This is a genomic window from Modicisalibacter muralis, from assembly GCF_900102945.1.
Taxonomy (GTDB): domain Bacteria; phylum Pseudomonadota; class Gammaproteobacteria; order Pseudomonadales; family Halomonadaceae; genus Modicisalibacter; species Modicisalibacter muralis.
This window is the reverse complement of sequence record NZ_FNGI01000004.1, coordinates 80554-100607: the sequence shown is the minus strand read 5'-3', so window position 1 is coordinate 100607 and position 20054 is coordinate 80554. Positions and strand designations below refer to the sequence as shown.

Sequence of the window (20054 nt, the reverse complement as noted above, 5' to 3'; positions counted from 1 at the left end):
GAAGCACCGCTTATAAAGTGGCCAATGTCAGAGAGATCATGTGTTATGTGACGGGATTCGCAATACAAAAACTCATCGATGGATGACAAAAAATGCATTGCTCGATCCATGGTCAGCCGACAGTCTGCGCGGTGGATGGTTGGCAGCCTTTCCTGGCGATTCCAGCCGAGATATCACTACAACAAATATCGAGAGTGACGCCATGCGTTCAGAAAGCGGCCTGTTCAAGGGCCTGAATCCGACGGTGACTATCGCATCGAAGGTACTGGTCATCGGCTTCGTGATCTTTTGTGCGGTATTGGCCGAGCAAGCCGGTGCCATCTTCCAGGACGTATCGACGGTTGTCCTCGACAACGCCAAGTGGTTCTACCTCGCTGTGGTGAGTGGCGTGCTCGCCTTTCTGCTTTACCTCATGGTCAGCCGCTTCGGCCACGTGCGGCTGGGCAAGGACGACGAGGCCCCGGAATTCGGCTTCCTGTCGTGGATCAGCATGCTGTTCTCCGGCGGCATGGGCATCGGCCTGATCTTCTGGTCCGTGGCCGAGCCGATGTTCCACTATGCCGACAATCCCTTCACCCAGGGCATGAGCGAAGAGGCCGCCGCGATGGCCATGCGCCTGACCTTCTTTCACTGGGGGCTGCACCCCTGGGCGGTGTTCGTCATCGTCGCCCTGGCCCTGGCCTACTTTTCCTACCGCAAGGGCCTACCACTGACGCTGCGCTCGATCCTCTACCCGTTCATCGGCGAGCGCATCTACGGCCCCATCGGCCACGCCGTGGATATCCTGACTGTGGCGATCACCGCCTTCGGTGTCTCCCAGTCGCTGGGCCTGGGCGTGATCCAGATGAACAGCGGGCTCAATAGCGTGTTCGGGCTGGAGATCGGCATGGGGGTGCAACTGGTCATGATCGCGCTGATCATGTTCTTCGCCATCGCCTCGGTGATGTCCGGTGTCGGTCGTGGCATCCGGCGTCTCTCCGAGTGGAACATGCTGCTGTCGCTGGTCATCGTCGCCGTGGTGCTGGCCATCGGCCCGACCCGTTACATCCTCAATACCCTGCTGCAAAGCACCGGCGACTACGTCGACAACCTGATCGCCATGAGCCTGTGGAGCGATGCGCATGCCGACAGCGGCTGGCAGAACTGGTGGACCGCCTTCTACTGGCCATGGTGGATGACCTGGGCGCCGTTCGTCGGCATGTTCATCGCGCGCATCTCACGGGGCCGCACCATCCGCGAACTGGTCGGTGGTGCGCTGATCGTGCCGACGCTGGTCACCCTCATCTGGATGTCGGTGTTCGGCGGCAGCGCCTTGCATGAGGAGTTGCAGGCCAGCCAGGCCTATCAACAGGCCGTTGCCAGCGACGAGCTGTCCGCCGACAGTGAATTCGCCGGCGGCGCCGTGCTCCAGGCCACCCAGGCGGATACCACCTCGGCGCTGTTCACGCTGTTCGAGTCACTCGATCCCGGCCTATTGGGCAGCGTGCTGTCGGTTCTGGCCAGCCTGCTGCTGGCGACCTACTTCATCACCTCGGCGGACTCCGGCACGCTGGTGCTGTGCATCCTCGACAGCGTCGGCAATCCCGAGCCGCCGCAGTCGATTCGGGTGGTCTGGGGCGTGGTGATCGGCGCCATCGCCGGCGCGCTGCTGTATGCCGGTGGCCTGGAGACCATTCAGACGGCCTCGATCATTGCCGGGCTGCCGATCGCCGTCTTCCTGCTGATAATGACGGTGGGCCTGTATCGCACGCTGCGCCGCGAGCCCATGGCGGCTGCCATGTTGCCGCCTCAGGTACGCCCCGCCGCAGAGGAGCTCGACCAGGCCAGTGGCCGGCCGGAATACGCCGCACCTCGCTCATCATCGAGCGTCACGACGGTCGGCGGTGAAGTGGCGTGACCAACCCTGGGCGATTCCGTGCGTCACGATCGCTTGAGTGAAGTCGCGGCGGTGCTGACGAATCACCACCAGCGTGCCGATATCCATGTAGCGGGCCAGGGCCCGAATCTCCGCATTGGTCACGGCGATGCAGCCCTCGGTCCAGTCCATGATGCGATGCACGCCGGCCGGGCGGTCGCCGAGACCGTGAATGCCGATGTAGCCGCCCAGCGGCGTGTTCGCCGGAGAGACGCCGTGCTGCCGGCGGTAACGCCGGTAGTGGCGATAGTCGCGATCGCTGAGTATGCCGCGGCGCCAGGCGTCGCGGGTGACCTCCGGTGTCGGATAGTCGAATCCGAAGAACAGCTCGAAGCGACTCTGGCGATTGATCCGGTCGACACGGAACTCGCCGACCGGCGTCAGGTGACTGCCTTGCAGGCGGATGCGGCTGGCGCCGGCGGTGCCTATCGCCAGGTAGGGAATCGTCATCAGGCGCTGCCCGCCCCGCAGCACGGCGAGCTCACGCCGATCGAGATCGATGCGAATCCATATCTCGTCCGGCGCCACCTGTGGGCGAGCTATGGTGACGAGTTCGGACCATAGCGAGATCGGTTCGCCCCACGTGGCAGAGGTGGGGTTTTCAAGGTTGGCATGGGCGTCTGTCGCGGTCAGCACCAGCGCGGCAACCAAGGTCAGCAGACAGGACTTGAACATGAGGGGCCCCAGGATCGATGACGTTCGAGTCGATTGTCATGGATCCCGGCGCGCGGCTATCGCGCTTTTTGCGCGCGTTTTACCCGCTATTTCCGTGCTTTTCGCCGATGTCGGGAGAGCCTTCCTCTTCTTAGCGCGGCTACGGTTCTGGATATAAATGTTAATTTAGGTAAATTGGCGTTGCCAAACAATATCCTGGCTTGGGGATAAAATGTGCGAAGCGACAGCGGCGCAGTGTGACCGCCATTCAGATGTGCAGGGCCTCGTTCATGGCGCCTTGGCGTTTGGCGCGACGCTGGCCGATACGTTCCCACGCCTTCTCGTGAAAGAAATAAGCCACGGTATTGACCATTGGCTCGACCAGCGCGATCAAGCCGCCGAGCACCCAGCTACCGGTCAGTAGATAGGTCACCGTGAACGCCACGCTGAAATGCACGCAGGCGAAGGTCATCGTCTTGATCATGTCAGGGCTCCCCAATTCTCTTCCAAGCTACCGTGACTCATAAGGATATGCCTCTGATAATCATTCGTAAAAATGATTGCAATGATAGACTCGATAGCATGGCGCTATGTATAGGCGTTGCACTTTGTCTCTTGGTAGCGACAGTGGCGTCGCCATGCGGCCACTCTTGCAGGGATCGTTCGGTAATTTAGGATATGAGCATGTCGTGTATGTTGTGTCGAAAGTACGCTTGCATACGCGTTCAGTTACTCAGGCAACCTGTGGCACCCACGGAAAAGGAGTCTCCGTATGATTCATAAGAACCTTCAACCACTGATGTTGGCGCTTGGCGGCGCGGCGCTTATCACCCTGGCGGGTTGTGCCAGCGATAGCAGTTCGATGGAAACGCGCAGCTCCGATTATGTCGTTACGGGCCTTGGCGACGAGCGTCAGGAGGCGATCGGCGAAGCCAAGGAGCGAGCGCTGGAGCAGTGCGAAGCGCAGGATCGCGACGAGTTCGTGATCGTCGAACAGCAGGTGCTGGACCCGGACGCCAGCGCCGCCAAGCGCGCCAAGGCCGGCGAGATGCTCGAAGGCGCCACGGTCAACGACGAAACCAACCTCGATGCCGCGAGCGCCGATGGCGACGGCTACAAGGCGGTGTGGACCATTCGTTGCCGCTGATGATCGCCTGACGGCGATCGGCTATGCTCGATGGGGCGCCAGATCGGCGGTCCCCGAAATTGCCGAAAATCCCCGGTGTCATTGGATTTCCACAATCTGATAGACACCATGACGAGGCCCGCGAGCGATCGCGGGCCTTTTCTTTTTCCGCACCCTTTCTCTTTACCTGGGGCAGCGCTCCAGCGTGTGATTTTTCTTCCTCGTTTTATGCTTAATCCGTTGAAATAAAAAGCCATTAGCCGAAGAAATGAGCGCATTTGGACTAGTTATTTGTGCCCGAAAGAAGCGCTGACGATAGTTGGGAATATCCGATGGCGGTGGAGATGGAATGAAACCCTGGATATTGGTCTTCCGCGTCAAGAAAGCGGCCCTGGGCGGCATGATGCCAAGAGGGTTAAAACGCGATATCGGCTCGACGCTGAGAGTCGAAGCCTCTTACGCGGCGAACTTATCAGGCGTCAGGCTGGTGGGGTTCGAAGTGCTGGTGAAGGAAGAAGAGTTCTACCACATCACGCGAGTCATAAGAATCCTGGAAGCGCGTCATGGTTTGTCGCTGTTTGAGTTTTCGGCCAAGAACGCCGCGGAATCGAACGCGGGAATCTCGATCAAGATAGGTTCCAAGCCGACGCTGAACGTTGCTTGAAAAACAGTAAGGAGAAAAGAATGCAATTGCCCTCCCTCATCGAAATCCCCAACGGGGAAAAAGTGACACCGACGTTTTCCGATCGGGAAATGCAGGCCCGCCTGGATAAGCTGAGAAGCTACATGGCCGTGGAGAGTGTCGATGCCGTCATCTTCACCTCCTATCACAATATCAACTATTTCAGCGATTTCGTTTACTGCAAGTTCGGTCGCGATTATGGCCTGGTCGTCACTCAGGATGCCTTCACCACCGTCACCGCCAATATCGACGGCGGCCAGCCCTATCGGCGCAATCGGCTCGGCGACAATGTCGTCTACACCGACTGGCAGCAGGACAACTTCTTCAAGGCGCTCAAGCAGCTTTGCGAGGGCAAGAAGCGCATCGGTGTGGAGTTCGACCATCTGACATTGCAGAACCGGGCCAAGCTCGAGCAGGCGCTGGGTGATGTCGAGCTGGTCGATGTCGGCGCGCCGACCATGCGCATGCGCATGCTCAAGTCGGCCGAGGAGATCGCGTTGATTCGCCAGGGTGCGCGCATCGCCGATGTCGGCGGCGTCGCGGTGCGCGATGCCATCGCGGCCGGCGTGCCCGAGTACGAGGTGGCGCTGGCCGGTACCCAGGCCATGGTGCGCGAAATCGCCAAGACCTATCCCCACAGTGAACTGATGGACACCTGGGTATGGTTCCAGTCGGGCATCAATACCGATGGTGCGCACAACCCCGTCACCAGCCGGCGCGTGCAACCCGGAGATATCCTGAGCCTGAATACATTTCCGATGATCTCCGGCTATTACACGGCACTGGAGCGCACGCTGTTCTGCGAGCATGCTTCCGACGAGCATCTGCGCCTGTGGGAGGCCAACTGCGAGGTGCACCGGCGCGGCCAGGAGCTGATCAAGCCGGGCGTGCGCTGCTGCGACATCGCCGCCGAGCTCAATGAGATCTTCGCCAGGCACGATCTGCTGAAATACCGCACCTTCGGCTATGGCCACTCCTTCGGCACCCTGAGCCACTACTATGGTCGCGAGGCGGGGCTCGAGCTGCGCGAGGATATCGAGACGGTGCTGGAGCCCAACATGGTGGTCTCCATGGAGCCGATGATCATGATCCCCGAGGGCCTGCCCGGCGCGGGTGGCTATCGCGAGCACGATATCCTGGTGGTCCATGACAGCGGAGCCGACAATATCACCGGCTTCCCGTACGGACCGGAGCACAATATCGTCAAATAGAACGTTAGCTATTGTCAGCCAACCTGGCTGGCAATAGCTTCGTTACAGCTCGCTCTTCTCCAGATTGGCGATGCCCGCGCGCAGAAAGTCGAGCACTCGCTGTGCGGCGGTGCCTAGCGCTTCCTGCTTGTAGTACAGCCCGATGCATACCTGGCCAAGGGGCGGGAGCGCGGCCGTTGTCATCGCGCACTTCATCTTGCTGGGTACGGTCGAATGGGCCATGACGGTAATGCCTAGCCCGGCCTCCACGGCGGACAGCAGCCCCAGAAGGCTGGGGCTGGTATAGACTGCCTTGTAGCCTATGCCATGCGATGTCAGTAACTCTTCCGTGATACTGCGGTAGATGCATCCTTGCGGATAAGCGATCAAGGGAACGACCTCGTTCCGCGAGGGTGTGTAGTCGTGGGCCATGACCCACTCCAATTGCTCAATGCGGTAATCGCGGTTATCTCTCTCCTCGTTTGCGTTGATCGCCTCCATGACGAGAACGATATCGTAAAAGTTCTTATGATATCGCTGCTGAATGACTTTGCTTATCTCGCAGTCCACCTCTACGGAAATATTCGGATAAGTCTTGGAAAAGCTTCTCAAGACTCTGGGAAGAAACGCCAATTCGAAATCATTGGGAATGCCGAGACGGACTTTCCCGGAAATATTTTCGCCCCTGATCTTGTTGACGATTTCGTCATTGATTTCGAGCATTTTCTTGGCCGAGGCGTATAGATACTCACCGTCGGCCGTCAGGGCGAGGCTGGTACCGCGAAGAAACAGTTTGGTGCCCAATGTTTCCTCGAGTTTTTTTATTTGTAGGCTAATGGCTGGCTGAGACCGGCCCAGCAACTCTCCGGCGCTGGTGAAACCACCCAGATCCTTTATGGTAACGAATGTTCGGAGCAGGTCGGTAGGAATATTCTTCATGAAGGCCTCATATTGGCGCCTATGATGTGCGCATTTGTTTTTCAAATTGGCCGCGAGCTGGCGCGTAAAATACCTTGAAATAAAGGCGCCGGGCAAGCATTGCGCTTTCGACTGTCAGCCAGATCAATAACAAGAGGTTAGGGCTATGGATTCCTGGGTATTAACCACGTTCCTGCTTTTAACAGGCTATATGCTGTTGCATTCCGGGGCGGTGTATCTGCATCGAGAACTCAAGCGCAAACAAAAAGGGTAAATCGTCATGGATGCATATACGCTATTCAATTGGGGCCTGCTGCTATTGACGTTTGGCCTGCTGATTTATCTGGGCTACCTGTCTTCGAAAACCATGCAGAAGGACGACGAAGGCGGTTTCCTGGTCGCCGGAAGGTCGCTCGGCGCCTTCGTTGGCGCGGGCACCATCGTGGCCACCGGCTTCAGCGGCTGGGGATTCATGGGCTCGCCCGGCGTCGCTTACCAGTTCGGCGCGATCGAGGTGCTGGGTAACTTCTTCTTCGCCCCTGCGATGATGATAGCCGTGTTGTACTTCGCCCGCTTCCTGCAGCGCAAGGCCATCGACATGGGCAGCAATACCATCCCCGAATACATCGCCCAGAGTCATGGCGGCGGTGGCATGGGGCGGGTCGTACAGGGCGTGGCGGCGTTCATCACCATCGTCCTGCTGCTGGTCTTCCTGACCAGCCAGATCAAGGCCGTCGGGTTGCTCGGCGCCAGTTGGCTGGGCATCGAGCTCAATCAGAGCGCCTTCCTGATGGTCGGTGTCATCATCATCTACACCATGCTCGGCGGACTGGCCGCGGTGGCCTGGACCGACACGGTGATGGTCTGTGGCATGGCGCTCGCCGCCGTGATCATCATCGTGCAGATGCTGACCAGCGTGAACCTCGGCGAGTGGCAGGCGGCACTCAATGCCATCGATCCCGAGCTTTTGAACCCCACCACCGGCGCGCCCTATGGCGAGCATCCCGGTTCGGTGTTCCTGGTGCTGCCCTATGCCTTCCTGTTCGCCGCAGTGCTTCCCTACATGGCGATCCGCTTCCTGGCGATGAAGCCAGAGGTCAAGCTGCATAGGGTGGGTGTCTACGTGGCGATCCTCGGCGCCCTGCTCAGCCTGATTCCGGTCGTCGGAATATATGTCAGGATGCATATGCCCGACCTGGCGGACCCCGACAAGGCCATGCCGATGTATCTCGAGCATTTCATGCACCCCGCCCTGCAGGGCATCATCACCCTGTTCATCATCTTCGCCATGAAATCCACCGCCAACTCGCTGCTGCACACCGTGGCGTCGGCGACGTCCCACGACCTGCGTTTGTCGCTGTTCAAGCAGTCGGCCACCAGTGCCGGCACGGCGCTGTTCGTCAATCGCGCGGCGGTGGTCGTGCTCGGCATCGTCGCGCTGCTGATGATGCTCTATGCGCCGCCGTTCATGCTCTCGTGGCTGGGCATCCTCGGTACCGGCACGCTGCTGGCCAGCATGATCGGCCCGGTATTCATCTCCACCTTCTGGCAGGGCTCGGCCTGGGGTGCGCTCAGTGCCATGCTGATAGGCTTCGTTACCTGCGGTTATATGATGCTGTTTGCCGATGTCGGCTGGCTGGTGGGACCGCTGACCGGCTGCGTGGTATCGTCTATCTGCTATATCGGCGTGTCCTGCCTGACGCCGCGTCAGGTGGGGAGCAAATCCCCGGTGTGACATGCCTGCCGGCTATCTGGGCTTGGATCGCACACGGGTGACGAAAATGAGAACGTCCTTCGAGAGTTTGTTGAAGAACAAGAATATGGCACACCTCGACCGGGATCCGCGCCAGGTACCGGCAACGCCACCCCAACGGGTGGCGTTCGTGCTGCGCGAGCATTTCTCGATGATGGCCTTCACCGGCGCGGTGGATGCCCTGGTGACCGCCAACCTGATGAGTCATGCGCCGCTGTACGAGGTGCTGGTGGTCGGTGGAGCAGGCGAGATGATGGTCAGCGATCTGGGTATCGCCATCTCGACGGACTGCCGGCTCGACGAACTGGAGGAGCGCGAGCAGGACATTCTGATCGTGTGCGGCGGTTACCGGGTGGCGCTGCATCCCGACCGGTTGCTGCGCAGCAAGCTGCGGGGTGTCGCAGCCGGTGCGATGCTGGGCGGGTTATGGAACGGTGCCTACTTCCTGGCCGAGGCCGGGCTGCTGGATGGCTACGACTGCGCGTTTCATCCCGACGGGCGCTCCATGATGCAGGAGCTGTTCCCGGGGGTGAAACTGTCGCGTTACTCGCACGTACTGGATCGCAACCGGTTCAGCTGCGCCGGGGCGAACAGCTCGCTGAACATGATGCTGGAGGCGATCGGACGCGGGTGCGGCGCACAGTTCGTCAGCGCGATCGAGGAAGTACTTGGCTGCGACAAGATGCAGGAGGTCATGGATGTCTCGGTAGTCGCCCTCGACCGCGATCCCACCTTGCCGCAGCCCTTGAAGCTGGCGTTGGAACTGATGCGCAACAATATCGAGGAGCCATTGGCGGTAACCGAGATAGCGCAGTGCGCACAGATCTCCCGACGCCAGCTCGAGCGCCTGTTCTGTCGGCATGTCAATGCGACGCCGACGCGCTACTATCTGGAGCTGCGCCTGACCCACGCCCGGCAACTGCTATTGCAGACCAACCGCTCGATTACCGATATCGCCGTCGCCAGCGGCTTTGTCAGCATTTCGCACTTTCGTAGCTGCTTCCGTGAGTTCTTCGCCGTCGCCCCGGGGCGATTCCGCGAGACGCTACGCGCCCAGCGACCTAGCGCTTAGGGAAGTACGTAGCGTCGGGTGTCGTTAGCCGGATGACCGCCTGTCGGCGATCGGCTATGCTCGATGAGGGGCGCCAGTTGGCGCCCCTCTTTGCGTCTTCGTCATCGGGCCAGTGGAGGGGGCATGTCATCGTCGTTGGTTGGTATCGCATACATGTGCCTCGGGGTGCTGTGTCTGGCCCTCGGCGATGCGTTGGCCAAATGGCTGGGGGGAAGCTACGCGCCGGTGCAGATCATCTTCTTTCGCACGCTGGTGGCGTTGCCGCTCGTGGCGACGATTGCGTACTTCAATGGCGGCCTGCGCACGCTGGCGACGCGTCGCCCCGGCGTGCATCTGATTCGTGGCTTGATCGCCACTGGCACGATGTTCTGCTTCGTGATTGGGTTGACGCTATTGCCGTTGGCGGAAACCACCGCTATCGCTTTCGCCGCGCCGCTGTTCGTTACGTTGCTTTCAGGCCCGCTGCTTAGCGAGCGGGTCGAGCGGCTGCCGTTCATCGCCTCGCTGGCGGGGTTTGTCGGCGTGCTGATCGTGGTGCGCCCCGGTGCCGCGGGGTTTCAGCTCGGCGCGCTAGTGGTGGTCGGCGCGGCGGTTTGCTATGCACTGCTGATGATTACCGCACGACGTTACGGCGGCAAGGAGCGCCTGTGGGCGATGGTGTTTTACGTCACACTGGTACCGCTGATCGTCAGCGCGTTGCTGTTGCCACTTTACTGGCGCCCGCCACAATCGGTGCATTGGCTTGGCTTCGTTGGTGCCGGCATTTTGGGTGTCGTCGCCATGGCCTGCATCACCCTGGCGTTCAGGCATGCACCGGCATCGCTGGCCGCGCCGTTCGATTACACGGCGATGGTCTGGGCGGTGCTGCTGGGCTGGTGGTTCTGGGGCGAGATGCCCGACCTGTGGGTGTATGTCGGCACCGGGGTGATCATCGGCAGCGGCATATTGATCGCCGTGCATGAGCGCAGGGTCGCGATCAAGGCGCGCCCCACGACGTGACGATGATTCGCAAAAACGCCGCTGCGTGATTGCCACGCAGCGGCGATTTCTATTCAGGCTGGCACGCCGCTATTAGGGCTTGTTCGGCTGCTTGACCATGCGCAGGTAGGGCTTCTTCTCGTCCCAGCCGCCGGGGAACATTTCCTTGGCCTGCTCGTTGGTAACCGCGGGCACGATGATGCAATCGCCGCCATCGGTCCAGTTCACCGGGGTGGCCACCTTGTAATCGTCGGTGAGTTGCAGGCTGTCGATCACGCGCAGAATCTCGGGGAAGTTGCGCCCAGTGCTGGCCGGGTAGGTGATGGTCAAGCGGATCTTCTTGTTGGGGTCGATAATGAACACCGAACGCACCGTCAGCGAGTCGTTGGCGTTGGGGTGAATCATGTCGTAAAGATCGCTGACCTTGCGATCGCCATCGGCCAACAACGGGAAATTCAGCCCGTGGCCCTGGGTTTCCTGAATGTCGCCGGCCCAGGCGCGGTGATCGTCAACCGGGTCAACCGACAGGCCGATGGCCTTGGCGTTACGCTTTTCGAACTCGGGTTTCAGGCGTGACACCTCCCCCAGTTCGGTGGTGCATACCGGGGTGAAATCCTTGGGGTGCGAGAACAGAATGATCCAGTTGTCGCCGGCCCACTCATGAAAATTGATCGGGCCGTCGGTGCTGTCCTGGGTGAAGTCTGGGGCGATGTCGCCGAGTCGCAAAGACATATTCGTGCTCCTTGTATGAGTGAATCCGTCTGGTCGCTTGAAACGCGCTCTCGATCATGACATTGGGACATAGGCAAAGGGAAACAACGCCTTCGGATAAGCAAATGCACAAGCGCTATTAGCCATCCGCTTCAGGCGTTGCTCTGGTGTTGCCGTTGTAGCCCCTCGAGTAGCCCCGCCATGTCGTCGGCATGCTCTTCCTCCTGGGCGAGAATGTCCTCCATGATGCGCCGCGAGGTCGGGTCCTGATCGCCGAGGTAGGCGACGATCTCGCGATAGCTGTCGATGGCGATGCGCTCGGCTACCAGGTCTTCCTTGATCATTTCCTTGAGCGTGTCGCCTTCGACGTACTCGGAATGCGAGCGCGTCAGGATGCCCTCGGGCGAGAAGTTGGGCGCGCCGCCCAGTTGCACGATGCGCTCGGCGAGCCAGTCGGCGTGTTGCTGTTCCTGCTGGGCATGTTCGAGAAACTCATTGGCGGCGATATTGGCGCTGAGCCCATCGGCCATGTAGTAATGGCGCTTGTAGCGCAACACGCAGACGATCTCGGTGGCCAGCGCCTCGTTGAGAATATCGATGACCCGCTCGCGGTCGGCACGATAGCCCTCGGTTACCGCACCGTTTTCGATGTGCTGGCGGGCGCGTTCGCGAATGGTCTGAATATCGGTCAGAAAGGGTTGGTTTGCCAAGGTCCTTCTCCTCAAATTTCAAGTGCATTCAAAGCATAGGACATCTGCTCCGCCACGGAGGTAATGTCTCTCAATGGCTGCGATAGTCACCTGACAATGCAAGGCGGTTTGGCGTTCAGGGCGCCGGCCCGGCGGCACCGAGGAAATGCTCGTGCCAGTAGTCGATATCCAGCGAGGTGATGCTCACCCGTCGGCCGCGGCCCGGTGCGTGAATCATTCGCCGGTCGCCGAGATAAATCCCGACATGCGTGGCCGTCGAGCCCGAGCCGAAGAACAGCAGATCGCCGGGGCGCGCCACGTCGCGCTCGGGCAGGCGCGAGAACTGCCGGTCGGCGGTGCGCGGCAGCCCGATACCGGCGGCCGCGTAGGCCATCTGCACCAATCCCGAGCAATCCACTCCGCGTAGTGTCTCGCCGCCGTAACGGTACGGTGTGCCCAGCGCCTGTTTGGCGCTGGAGAGAATCAGCGCGCGTTCGATGGACAGCCCGGCCTGACCGAGACCGTTTTGGGTGCGCAGCTCGGGCCCGGCGCAGCCGGCGAGTAGCGCCAGCAACAGCAGAGCTATCAGTCGTTGCCGGCGCAGCAATGAAGGTCTCGGGCAGTCTGTCGCGGACACCGACGAACTTACGCCAACTGCCGCGACGCATACGACGCGGCCTGCGGTTCACCGATGGCGGGCTGGGCGCGCAAGTGCAGATGCACCGCACAGGCCACGCGCAGCAGCGAGGCTAGATTGGGCACATCACCCTTGTCGGCGATCACCTCCCCGTAGAGTCGGCTGATGAACTGGCCGGTGGACAGGTTTTGCCCGGCGGCCAGATCATCGAGAATCTCCCAGAACTCGTTCTCCAGCCGCACGCTGGTCACGCTACCCTGAAGACGCACCGAACGGGTCGTATTCTCGTAGCGCTGGGGGTCGGTCGACGCATAGACATGACACATGAAAGCTCCCACGGATTCGTTCACTTCCTTCTAAAACTAGACTCATTGCCCAGCGCCGGCCATGCAACTTGTGTCGTGCTGTGCCGATTAGCCGGCATAAGACCTTAGGCTATGTAGTAACCCAGTAATACCCGCCGCACGGCGCCTAGGCCTACTCTCATTGAAGAAGCCCTCCGGCTTCATCTGAACAACGATCATAACAACCGTTGGGAGATAGGCTGCTGCGTTTGGCCGGCAGGTTGTCATCCCGCACTGGGGAGATTCGCCATGTTGTCACGACCCCTTTCACGCCGTGTCTTTCTCAAGGCCAGTGGCGGTGCGCTGGCCGGCACCCTGGCCTTCGCCAGTGGCCCCATCGCTTTGCTGGCACCCAGCCGCAGTTGGGCGATGCCACTCGACACCTTGAGCTCTCGCCAAGGCGAAGTGCTGCTTGAAATCACCAAACACCTGTTTCCACATCCCGGTCTCGAGGATGCCGTCTATGCCTTTGTGGTCAAGGATCTGGACAAGGCAGCTGGCGTAGAGCAGACCCATGAGCTGATTCAGGGCGGCATCGCTTCGCTCGATAGCGATGCCAGCGGCGATTGGCTGGCACTCGACAAACAAGAGCAGTTCCAGCGCATCGAGGCACTCGAAGGCACGCCGTTCTTCGAGAAGATTCGTGCCACCGCCGTCGTCTCGCTCTACAACAACCCCCTGGCCTTCACGCATTTCGGCTATCAGGGCGAGGAGGGCGACGTCGGCTATCTCTACAACGGTTTCAGCGACCTGACCTGGCTACCCGACCCGCCACAACCGGCGGACGGTTACATGCCCGGCAAGGCGTCCTGACGCGCGATAACAATAAGGAGAGCCATCATGGCAATGACCGACAATCAGGCACGCTTCGCGCAGGACGACGATAGCGTGGTAGTGATCATCGGCTCCGGTGCCGGCGGGGGAACGCTGGCCAACGAACTGGCAAGCCAGGGCATCGACGTCGTCGTTCTCGAGGCCGGCGCGATACATACCCGTGACGATTTTCTCGCCGACGAATGGGCAGCCTTCAGCCAGCTATCGTGGCTGGACAATCGCACTACCTCGGGCAGTTTCCGGCTGGCCAAGGATTTTCCCAATCTGCCGGCATGGATCGTCAAATCGGTGGGTGGCACCACGGTGCACTGGGCCGGCGCCAGCCTGCGCTTTCAGCCCCACGAGTTTCGCGCGCTCAGCGAATATGGTGCCGTCGAGGGCGCCAACCTGCTCGATTGGCCACTCGGCTATGACGACCTGGCGCCTTACTATGCCAAGGCCGAAAACCGCATGGGGGTGACCCGCACCAATGACATTCCCGGCCTGCCGGGCAACAACAACTTCCACGTGATGTACGCCGGGGCCAAGAATCTGGGCTATAGCTGCAATACCGGCCATATGGCGATCAACAGCGAGATTCGCGATGGCCGGGCTTCTTGCCAGCAGCGCGGTTTCTGCTTCCAGGGATGCCGCACCGGTGCGAAGTGGTCGACGCTCTATACAGAATTGCCGGCGGCGATCGCCACCGGACACATGGAGCTGCGCCCGCAGTCGCATGTCGCGACCATCGAGCACGACGATCAGGGGCGCGCCACCGGGGTGACCTACTTCGATGCCAATGGCGACATGCAGCGCCAGAAGGCGCGCATCGTGGCGGTGGCCGGCAATTCCATCGAAACGCCGCGATTGCTGCTCAATTCGGCCTCATCAATGTTCCCCGATGGGCTGGCCAACAGCTCCGGGCAGGTCGGGCGCAACTACATGCGTCATATGACCGGCTCGGTGTACGCGACCTTCGACGAGCCGGTGCACATGTACCGTGGCACCACCATGGCCGGGATCATTTCCGATGAAGCGCGCCACGATCCGTCGCGCGGCTTCGTCGGCGGCTACGAGATGGAAACGCTGTCGCTGGGCCTGCCGTTCATGGCAGCGTTTCTCGATCCCGGCGCCTGGGGCAGCAAGTTCGCCGGTGCGCTGGATCAGTACGACCACATGGCCGGCATGTGGCTGGTCGGCGAGGACATGCCCCGCGAAACCAACCGTATCACCCTCAACGGCGAGGCCAAGGACGCCTACGGGCTGCCGGTCGCCAACGTTCACTACGACGATCACCCCAACGATATCGCGATGCGCGAGCATGGCTTCCGCCAGGGTGCCGCGCTGTATGAATCCGTGGGCGCCAGGGATATCTACCGCACGCCGCCCTATCCCTCGACCCATAACATGGGCTCATGCCGGATGAGCGCTCGCGCGCAAGACGGTGTCTGCAATGGCTACGGTCAGACTCACGATGTTGCCAACCTGTTCATCTCGGATGGCAGCCAGTTCACCACCTCGGCGGCGGAGAACCCCACTCTGACTATCGTTTCGCTGGCGATTCGCCAGGCGGAGCATATCGGCAAGCTGATGAAGGAAGGAGCGGTCTAGCGGATTACCCCTTGGCGATGCCGGGTAGCCCCCGGTATCGTCTTTTTTAGTTAAATACCATGCAATGCGAGGAGAGCGCATGAGCTTCGATGGAGAGCAATATCCCGGTGTCATGGCGCCACCACAAAAAGCCCAGGGCTTTCGTCTCAATCACACCATGCTGCGCGTCAAGGATCCTGAAAAGTCACTGGCCTTTTATACCGGAATCTTTGGCATGCGCGTGCTGCGCCGGCTCGATTTCGAGGAGATGGGCTTCTCGCTGTATTTTCTCGCCCGGCTCGACGATGACGAAGCGATCCCCGAGGAGGTCGGCGAGCGCACGGTCTGGACGTTCCAGCAGCGCGGCCTGCTCGAACTGACGCATAACTGGGGCACAGAGGATCAGGATGACTTTGCCTATCACGACGGCAATAGCGAACCGCAGGGCTTTGGTCATATCTGTTTCTCGGTACCGGACCTGGAAGCCGCTATCGCCTGGTTCGACAGCAACGAGGTCAGCTATGTCAAACGTCCGGAGCAGGGAAAAATGAAAGACGTGGCGTTCATTAAAGACGTCGATGGCTACTGGATTGAAATCGTTCAGGCTTCAAAAATGGAGGGTGCAGGCCGCTAACGCATCGACACTCGTCGCCACCCGCACACGTCGGCGGGTGGCGTGCGCTTCAGTAGCCGGTCATTTCCAGATAACCCACGCCGGCGTGGCTGCCTTCGACCGCGACCATGCCTTCCCAATAGGCGAACGAGGTGCCCATCCACTGCTTGGGATGGCGGGCACGCACCTCGAAATCGAGCCCATGCCCCGGTACCTCGACCCGCCATGCGGTGGGCAGCCGTCGCCCGGCGACCCGGCTATGTGCCAGCGGTGTCAGGCGTAGCTCTTCATCGCCCTGATCATCACCCAGCGGCGTGACCTGGCCCTGCGCCGAGATCCAGCTCCCCGAGACGTAATCGCCGGCGTTAGCTTCGCCGCCACCGCGCAGGCGAAAGGCCATCAGCTTGGCGCCGCTATCGAGATGCAGCGAGAACCAGTCCCAGCCGCTCTGGCCGGGTCCCAATAGCTGGCTGCTCCATTCGCGATCCAGCCAGGCGCGGCCGCTGACGGCAATCGACTCGCCAGCGATACGCACCTCACCGCTGACGCGATAGAACGGCTGGCTGTAGTACATCGAGCCCTGGCCGTCGGCCGATTTCTGGCTGAAGCCGCCATCGCCGTGGCGCACCAGCGGCCCCTCGGCGGTCAGTTGCAAACGGTAGCCGAAATCGTCGCCTTGCGCCGTGACTTCCAGGTGTTCCAGGCCGCGGGTGGCGGGTGGTGCCATCAGCGACCAGTTGTCCAGCCAGGCGGCGAACGGCGTAATCCTGACGCCGGCTTGTTTGATGCCGCCCCGTGCGAAGCGCTCGGCGAAGTAGTGGTCGGAGGGTGTCGAGACGGCGGCGTGGGCCATCCATAGCTGGCGGCTGCTCCAGGGTTGGTCGTCTGTTGCGAGCGCCGTCGGCGGGGCGAGTGCCTGGCGAAATAGCGTCCACTGCACGCCGAACGGGCGGCCATCCTCGCCGCGCAAATTGGCGGTCAAATACCACCACTCGATGCGATAGTCAGGGTGCGGCCCGTGGTCCTGTGGGAAGCGCAACTCGATATGCGGGCCGGCCACGGCGAAGTCGCCGGAACTGTCAGCGAGACCGGCATAGCCGCTGGATGATGGCTCGCCGGCTGGGCGGAACTGCCAGCCGAGCACGGCGATTGCTATCGCCGCCAGCACGACGACGCAGGCCCAAGCCGAGCGCTTCATGAGGCGGCGAACTCCTGCAATAGTTGGCGAGGCGGCACGCGCCACAACCGCCACGCCGGCAGCAGCGCGGCCAGCGCGGCGACCATCAGCGCCAGCATGAGAGTGACGGCGATCTGCCCGGGAAACACGTGCAGCGGCAAGCGCCAGCCGAAGGCCGCGACATTGATCACCGCGACCAGCGCATAGGACAACGCAAGCCCCAGCGGAACGGCGAGCAACGCGGTGCCCGTTGCTGCGGCCAGGAGCTGGGCGAGTTGCACGCCGACCAGCCGCGCACGGGTGACGCCCAGTGCCCACAGCGGTGCGAGCTGCGCGCGGCGCGTTTCGGCCTGCGCCAGCAGCGTGGTCAGCAGCGCCAGGCCGGCGACGCCCAGGGTCAGCGCGTTGAGCGCCTGGGTGATCGCGAAGGTGCGCTCGAAAACCTCGGTGGCGCTGCGCTTGAGCGAGCGCTGATCGATCAGCGTCGGCCCAGCCAGCCCGAAGCGCGCGGCGAGGCCCTCGCGCAGTCGCGCCATCAGCGCATCGCGGGAGGCGCGATCCTTCGCCAGCACCACGCCCAGCGAGCCGGGCGGGGCGCTGAACTCGCTGGCCAGGCGCGTGACCGGCAGGGTGATTTCACCGCTGGGGTTACCGTAGTCGGGATAGATTGCTGCGATGCTCAGGCGCCTCGTGCCTTGCGCCGTGCGCAGGCGTAGCGTATCGCCCGGCGCCAGCGAGTGGCGCCGCGCCAATTGCTCGTTGATAAAGGCCTCGCCGCCAGCCAGTGCACGCCAGGCGGCCTCGCGACCGGCGTGGGTGTCCAGCAGCGGCCAATGGCGGCGCAGGATGGGCTCGGGCGCGATGCCGAACAGCTTGACCGGCGTGGCGGTGTCGGTGCCCCCGGCATTGCGACTGTCACTGCCGATCAGCGTGGCATCAGAGCTACGCGCCGGTAGCAAGGTGGCCACCTCGGGGCGTTCGATCAGCCAGTCGCGCACGGCATCAAACTGCTCGGCCGGCGGACGCACGTAGAGATCCGCCAGCAGGCGTTGATCGAGCCAGTCGAGGAAGGTCAGGCGAAAACCACCGACCATGCTGCCCACGCCGAGATTGGTGGCAAGCGCCAGCAGCAGCGCCATCATCGGCAGTTGCAGGCGCGGTAGCTGCAATTGCAGGTCGGCCACCGCCCATTGCGCCAGCGGCCGGTTGCGCAGGCGGCGCGCGGCGAGGCGCAACGCGCCGGCCAATAGCGGCGGCAGCCACAATGCCGTGCCCAGCAACAGCGCGGCGACCATCGCGAAGCTCAGCGCCAACTCCTGCTGGCCGGCGCGCCCACTCAACCGCCACCACAGCAGCGCTGCGACGAGCAGCAACACGCCACCGAGCCAGCCCTGGATGCCCAACTGACGCCGCAGCCGGCCGCGCCAGGCCTGCGCCTGGCCGAGTGCCAGCACGTTCAGGCGTGCGGCGCGCCACAGCATGCTGGCGCCGGCGCTGAACAGCCCGCCTAGGGTGATCACCAGCCCGCCCAGCCAGTAGTGCCAGGGCAGCGCCAGCGTGGTGCCGACGTTGCTGTCGTAGAGTTCGGCGAGGCTGGCCGCGACATCGGGCAACAGCGCCTGGGCCAGCAATACGCCGCTGGCGATACCCAACGCCGCGCCAACGAGGCCGATGACCAGCAGCTCCAACGCCAGTGCTGCGATCAGCGTGCGCGCCGGCACGCCCAGCGCGCGCAGCGTACGCAACAGCCCCAGGCGTTGCTCGAGTGCCAGGCCCAACGCGGCATGCACGATGAACAGCCCGACCACCAGCGCCAGCAGGCCCATGGCGGTGAGGTTGAGATGAAAGCTCTCGGTGAGCTGTCCGGGAGAGGCGATTACCGCAGCGGACGTGCGCACGAACCCCGCCGGCAGTTCGGCCGATCGCTCGGCGGCGATCACCAGCCGGGTCAACTGGCCCTCGAAGCCGAGCAGGCGCTGCGCCACGCCGATATCGGTGACCAGCGTACCGGGTGGCAGGGCCGGGTCGATCTCGAGCGGCGGCAGGCGTGTCGCGTCATTCAGTTGCGCGGCGGTATCGGGGGCGACGCGTACGCGATGCGGTGGCAGCAGCCAGTCGCGTAGCGACCCCGCGCTGCTTTCGGTGCGCCCCAGCGGGGCATCGTCGGGCAGCGTCAGTGGGTCGATGCCGATCAGCGTCAGCGTGTCGCCGGCGGCCGAGGTCCATTCCCCCTCGACCAGCGGCGAGACGCGCAGCCCGGCACGGCGTAGTGTCAGGTAATCGTCGAGGCTCAGCGGCCGGCCATCGCGGCGGGTGATGCTATCGAGATCGCTGCTGAACAGCGCCTCGGCACGCGCGTAGCTGTCGCGCGCCGAGGCATTGATCGCCTGCACGCCGCTCCACAGGGCGCTGGCCACCCACAGGCCGACGATCAGCATGGCGAGCTGGCCGGGGTGGCGCCGGTAATGGGACAGCAGCGTCGCCAGGCTGGTGCGTAATACCGCCATGCGCGCCGGGGTCATTCCCCGGGCTCGGCCAGGCGGCCGTGTTGCAGGCGCAGGCAGCGGTCCATGGGGGCCGCGACCCGCGCGCTATGCGTGACCATCAGCAGCGCGCAGCCGCTCTCGTCGACCAGCGAAGCCAGTAGATCCAGTACCTCGTCGGCGGCGGTCTCGTCGAGGTTGCCGGTGGGTTCGTCGGCGAGCAGCAGGCGCGGTTTGGCGGCCAACGCCCGGCCGATCGCCAGGCGCTGCTGCTGGCCGCCGGAGAGCTGCTCGGGGTAGCGGTCGTTGAGCCCGGCCAGCCCCAGGCGCGCCAGCAGGTGCTGCGTCCAGTGGTTGTCCTCGCGTTCGGCCAGTCGCGCCTGAAGACTCAGGTTATCCGCCACCGAGAGGCTGGGCACCAGGTGAAACTGCTGGAACACCAAGCCCAGTTGCTGGCGACGCAGCGCCGCGCGACGTGGCTCGCCGAGTGTCGACAAGCGCTCGCCGTCGAGATGGATGTCGCCGCGATCGGGCAGGTCGAGCCCGGCGGCCAGATGCAGCAGCGTCGACTTGCCACTGCCCGATTCGCCCATCAGCGCCAGGCTCTCGCCGGCGCCCAGGTGCAGATCGACGCCATCGAGAACGTGCAGCGCGCCCTGCGGCGTGGGGTACGTCTTGGTGACATCGGTCAGTTGCAGCATGCTGGGCG

At 62.4% G+C, this 20054-nt stretch carries 20 protein-coding genes; 10 read left to right on the top strand and 10 right to left on the bottom strand.

The window, feature by feature from the left end:
* Positions 1-202 precede the first annotated feature (202 nt).
* Positions 203-1897, top strand: a complete 1695-nt coding sequence (locus BLR92_RS09005; protein WP_089727705.1) for a BCCT family transporter — start codon at positions 203-205, stop codon at positions 1895-1897.
* On the opposite strand, the gene BLR92_RS09000 is transcribed toward BLR92_RS09005, so the two are convergent.
* Complete coding sequence (locus BLR92_RS09000; protein ID WP_089727703.1) at positions 1859-2590, bottom strand: L,D-transpeptidase family protein; 732 nt, start codon at positions 2588-2590, stop codon at positions 1859-1861. The genes BLR92_RS09005 and BLR92_RS09000 overlap by 39 nt on opposite strands.
* A gap of 247 nt (positions 2591-2837) precedes the next feature.
* Positions 2838-3053 carry a DUF2061 domain-containing protein gene (locus tag BLR92_RS08995; protein ID WP_089727701.1) on the bottom strand — a complete coding sequence of 72 codons (216 nt, stop codon included), beginning with the start codon at positions 3051-3053 and terminating at the stop codon, positions 2838-2840.
* A 288-nt stretch (positions 3054-3341) separates the two neighbouring features.
* Between BLR92_RS08995 and BLR92_RS08990 the strand changes: the two genes are divergently transcribed.
* The 3 genes from BLR92_RS08990 to BLR92_RS08980 all read left to right on the top strand — a co-directional run bounded on the left by BLR92_RS08990 (position 3342) and on the right by BLR92_RS08980 (position 5588).
* A complete protein-coding gene (locus tag BLR92_RS08990; RefSeq protein WP_089727699.1) occupies positions 3342-3716 on the top strand; it encodes a hypothetical protein in 375 nt (124 codons plus the stop codon).
* Positions 3717-4044: 328 nt separating this feature from the next.
* The gene (locus BLR92_RS08985; RefSeq protein WP_089727697.1) at positions 4045-4359 is read left to right on the top strand and encodes a hypothetical protein; all 315 of its coding nucleotides are present in this window, start codon (positions 4045-4047) and stop codon (positions 4357-4359) included.
* Positions 4360-4379: 20 nt separating this feature from the next.
* Positions 4380-5588: a M24 family metallopeptidase gene (locus BLR92_RS08980; RefSeq protein WP_089727695.1), complete on the top strand. Its 1209-nt coding sequence runs from the start codon at positions 4380-4382 to the stop codon at positions 5586-5588.
* A gap of 42 nt (positions 5589-5630) precedes the next feature.
* Here the strand turns inward: BLR92_RS08980 and BLR92_RS08975 are convergent, their stop codons facing one another.
* Positions 5631-6506, bottom strand: coding sequence for a LysR family transcriptional regulator (locus tag BLR92_RS08975; protein ID WP_089727693.1), 876 nt, complete (start codon positions 6504-6506; stop codon positions 5631-5633).
* A 259-nt stretch (positions 6507-6765) separates the two neighbouring features.
* Between BLR92_RS08975 and BLR92_RS08970 the strand changes: the two genes are divergently transcribed.
* From BLR92_RS08970 to BLR92_RS08960, 3 genes are all read left to right on the top strand, one after another.
* Positions 6766-8220, top strand: a complete 1455-nt coding sequence (locus tag BLR92_RS08970; protein WP_089727691.1) for a sodium:solute symporter family protein — start codon at positions 6766-6768, stop codon at positions 8218-8220.
* Positions 8221-8266: 46 nt separating this feature from the next.
* Positions 8267-9310, top strand: a complete 1044-nt coding sequence (locus BLR92_RS08965; protein WP_089728051.1) for a GlxA family transcriptional regulator — start codon at positions 8267-8269, stop codon at positions 9308-9310.
* Between the two features lie 123 nt (positions 9311-9433).
* Entirely contained in the window at positions 9434-10309 is an 876-nt protein-coding gene (locus BLR92_RS08960) for a DMT family transporter (RefSeq protein WP_089727689.1), read from the top strand.
* A 72-nt stretch (positions 10310-10381) separates the two neighbouring features.
* Here BLR92_RS08960 and BLR92_RS08955 read toward each other — a convergent pair whose 3' ends face one another.
* The 4 genes from BLR92_RS08955 to BLR92_RS08940 all read right to left on the bottom strand — a co-directional run bounded on the left by BLR92_RS08955 (position 10382) and on the right by BLR92_RS08940 (position 12651).
* Positions 10382-11020: a peroxiredoxin gene (locus tag BLR92_RS08955; protein WP_089727687.1), complete on the bottom strand. Its 639-nt coding sequence runs from the start codon at positions 11018-11020 to the stop codon at positions 10382-10384.
* Between the two features lie 131 nt (positions 11021-11151).
* Positions 11152-11709: a ferritin-like domain-containing protein gene (locus tag BLR92_RS08950; protein ID WP_089727685.1), complete on the bottom strand. Its 558-nt coding sequence runs from the start codon at positions 11707-11709 to the stop codon at positions 11152-11154.
* A gap of 115 nt (positions 11710-11824) precedes the next feature.
* On the bottom strand, positions 11825-12292 hold the full coding sequence (locus tag BLR92_RS08945) for a C40 family peptidase (RefSeq protein ID WP_089728049.1): 468 nt from the start codon (positions 12290-12292) through the stop codon (positions 11825-11827).
* Positions 12293-12333: 41 nt separating this feature from the next.
* Positions 12334-12651 (bottom strand): ribbon-helix-helix domain-containing protein, encoded by a 318-nt coding sequence (locus BLR92_RS08940; RefSeq protein WP_089727683.1) that lies wholly within the window; start codon positions 12649-12651, stop codon positions 12334-12336.
* 267 nt (positions 12652-12918) lie between these two features.
* Between BLR92_RS08940 and BLR92_RS08935 the strand changes: the two genes are divergently transcribed.
* The 3 genes from BLR92_RS08935 (at position 12919) to gloA (ending at position 15706) form a co-directional block, all read left to right on the top strand.
* Positions 12919-13482: a twin-arginine translocation signal domain-containing protein gene (locus tag BLR92_RS08935; RefSeq protein WP_089727681.1), complete on the top strand. Its 564-nt coding sequence runs from the start codon at positions 12919-12921 to the stop codon at positions 13480-13482.
* Between the two features lie 27 nt (positions 13483-13509).
* The gene (locus BLR92_RS08930; RefSeq protein WP_175488766.1) at positions 13510-15093 is read left to right on the top strand and encodes a GMC family oxidoreductase; all 1584 of its coding nucleotides are present in this window, start codon (positions 13510-13512) and stop codon (positions 15091-15093) included.
* A gap of 79 nt (positions 15094-15172) precedes the next feature.
* Entirely contained in the window at positions 15173-15706 is a 534-nt protein-coding gene (gene gloA / locus BLR92_RS08925; RefSeq protein ID WP_089727679.1) for a lactoylglutathione lyase, read from the top strand.
* Positions 15707-15755: 49 nt separating this feature from the next.
* On the opposite strand, the gene BLR92_RS08920 is transcribed toward gloA, so the two are convergent.
* Genes BLR92_RS08920 through BLR92_RS08910 form a run of 3 tightly spaced genes read right to left on the bottom strand, consistent with a single transcriptional unit; the run spans position 15756 to position 20046 of the window.
* Positions 15756-16883 carry a lipocalin-like domain-containing protein gene (locus BLR92_RS08920; RefSeq protein WP_089727677.1) on the bottom strand — a complete coding sequence of 376 codons (1128 nt, stop codon included), beginning with the start codon at positions 16881-16883 and terminating at the stop codon, positions 15756-15758.
* Positions 16880-19384 (bottom strand): ABC transporter permease, encoded by a 2505-nt coding sequence (locus tag BLR92_RS08915; RefSeq protein ID WP_245704155.1) that lies wholly within the window; start codon positions 19382-19384, stop codon positions 16880-16882. The genes BLR92_RS08920 and BLR92_RS08915 overlap by 4 nt, the downstream gene beginning before the upstream one ends.
* Positions 19381-20046 carry an ABC transporter ATP-binding protein gene (locus BLR92_RS08910; RefSeq protein ID WP_089727675.1) on the bottom strand — a complete coding sequence of 222 codons (666 nt, stop codon included), beginning with the start codon at positions 20044-20046 and terminating at the stop codon, positions 19381-19383. The genes BLR92_RS08915 and BLR92_RS08910 overlap by 4 nt, the downstream gene beginning before the upstream one ends.
* Positions 20047-20054: the final 8 nt, after the last annotated feature.

Coding starts and splice junctions, on each gene's coding strand:
- BLR92_RS09005 (WP_089727705.1), top strand. CDS start 203: ATGCGTTCAGAAAGCGGCCTGTTCAAGGGCCTGAATCCGACGGTGACT.
- BLR92_RS09000 (WP_089727703.1), bottom strand. CDS start 2,590: ATGTTCAAGTCCTGTCTGCTGACCTTGGTTGCCGCGCTGGTGCTGACC.
- BLR92_RS08995 (WP_089727701.1), bottom strand. CDS start 3,053: ATGATCAAGACGATGACCTTCGCCTGCGTGCATTTCAGCGTGGCGTTC.
- BLR92_RS08990 (WP_089727699.1), top strand. CDS start 3,342: ATGATTCATAAGAACCTTCAACCACTGATGTTGGCGCTTGGCGGCGCG.
- BLR92_RS08985 (WP_089727697.1), top strand. CDS start 4,045: ATGAAACCCTGGATATTGGTCTTCCGCGTCAAGAAAGCGGCCCTGGGC.
- BLR92_RS08980 (WP_089727695.1), top strand. CDS start 4,380: ATGCAATTGCCCTCCCTCATCGAAATCCCCAACGGGGAAAAAGTGACA.
- BLR92_RS08975 (WP_089727693.1), bottom strand. CDS start 6,506: ATGAAGAATATTCCTACCGACCTGCTCCGAACATTCGTTACCATAAAG.
- BLR92_RS08970 (WP_089727691.1), top strand. CDS start 6,766: ATGGATGCATATACGCTATTCAATTGGGGCCTGCTGCTATTGACGTTT.
- BLR92_RS08965 (WP_089728051.1), top strand. CDS start 8,267: ATGAGAACGTCCTTCGAGAGTTTGTTGAAGAACAAGAATATGGCACAC.
- BLR92_RS08960 (WP_089727689.1), top strand. CDS start 9,434: ATGTCATCGTCGTTGGTTGGTATCGCATACATGTGCCTCGGGGTGCTG.
- BLR92_RS08955 (WP_089727687.1), bottom strand. CDS start 11,020: ATGTCTTTGCGACTCGGCGACATCGCCCCAGACTTCACCCAGGACAGC.
- BLR92_RS08940 (WP_089727683.1), bottom strand. CDS start 12,651: ATGTGTCATGTCTATGCGTCGACCGACCCCCAGCGCTACGAGAATACG.
- BLR92_RS08935 (WP_089727681.1), top strand. CDS start 12,919: ATGTTGTCACGACCCCTTTCACGCCGTGTCTTTCTCAAGGCCAGTGGC.
- BLR92_RS08930 (WP_175488766.1), top strand. CDS start 13,510: ATGGCAATGACCGACAATCAGGCACGCTTCGCGCAGGACGACGATAGC.
- gloA (WP_089727679.1), top strand. CDS start 15,173: ATGAGCTTCGATGGAGAGCAATATCCCGGTGTCATGGCGCCACCACAA.
- BLR92_RS08920 (WP_089727677.1), bottom strand. CDS start 16,883: ATGAAGCGCTCGGCTTGGGCCTGCGTCGTCGTGCTGGCGGCGATAGCA.
- BLR92_RS08915 (WP_245704155.1), bottom strand. CDS start 19,384: ATGACCCCGGCGCGCATGGCGGTATTACGCACCAGCCTGGCGACGCTG.
- BLR92_RS08910 (WP_089727675.1), bottom strand. CDS start 20,046: ATGCTGCAACTGACCGATGTCACCAAGACGTACCCCACGCCGCAGGGC.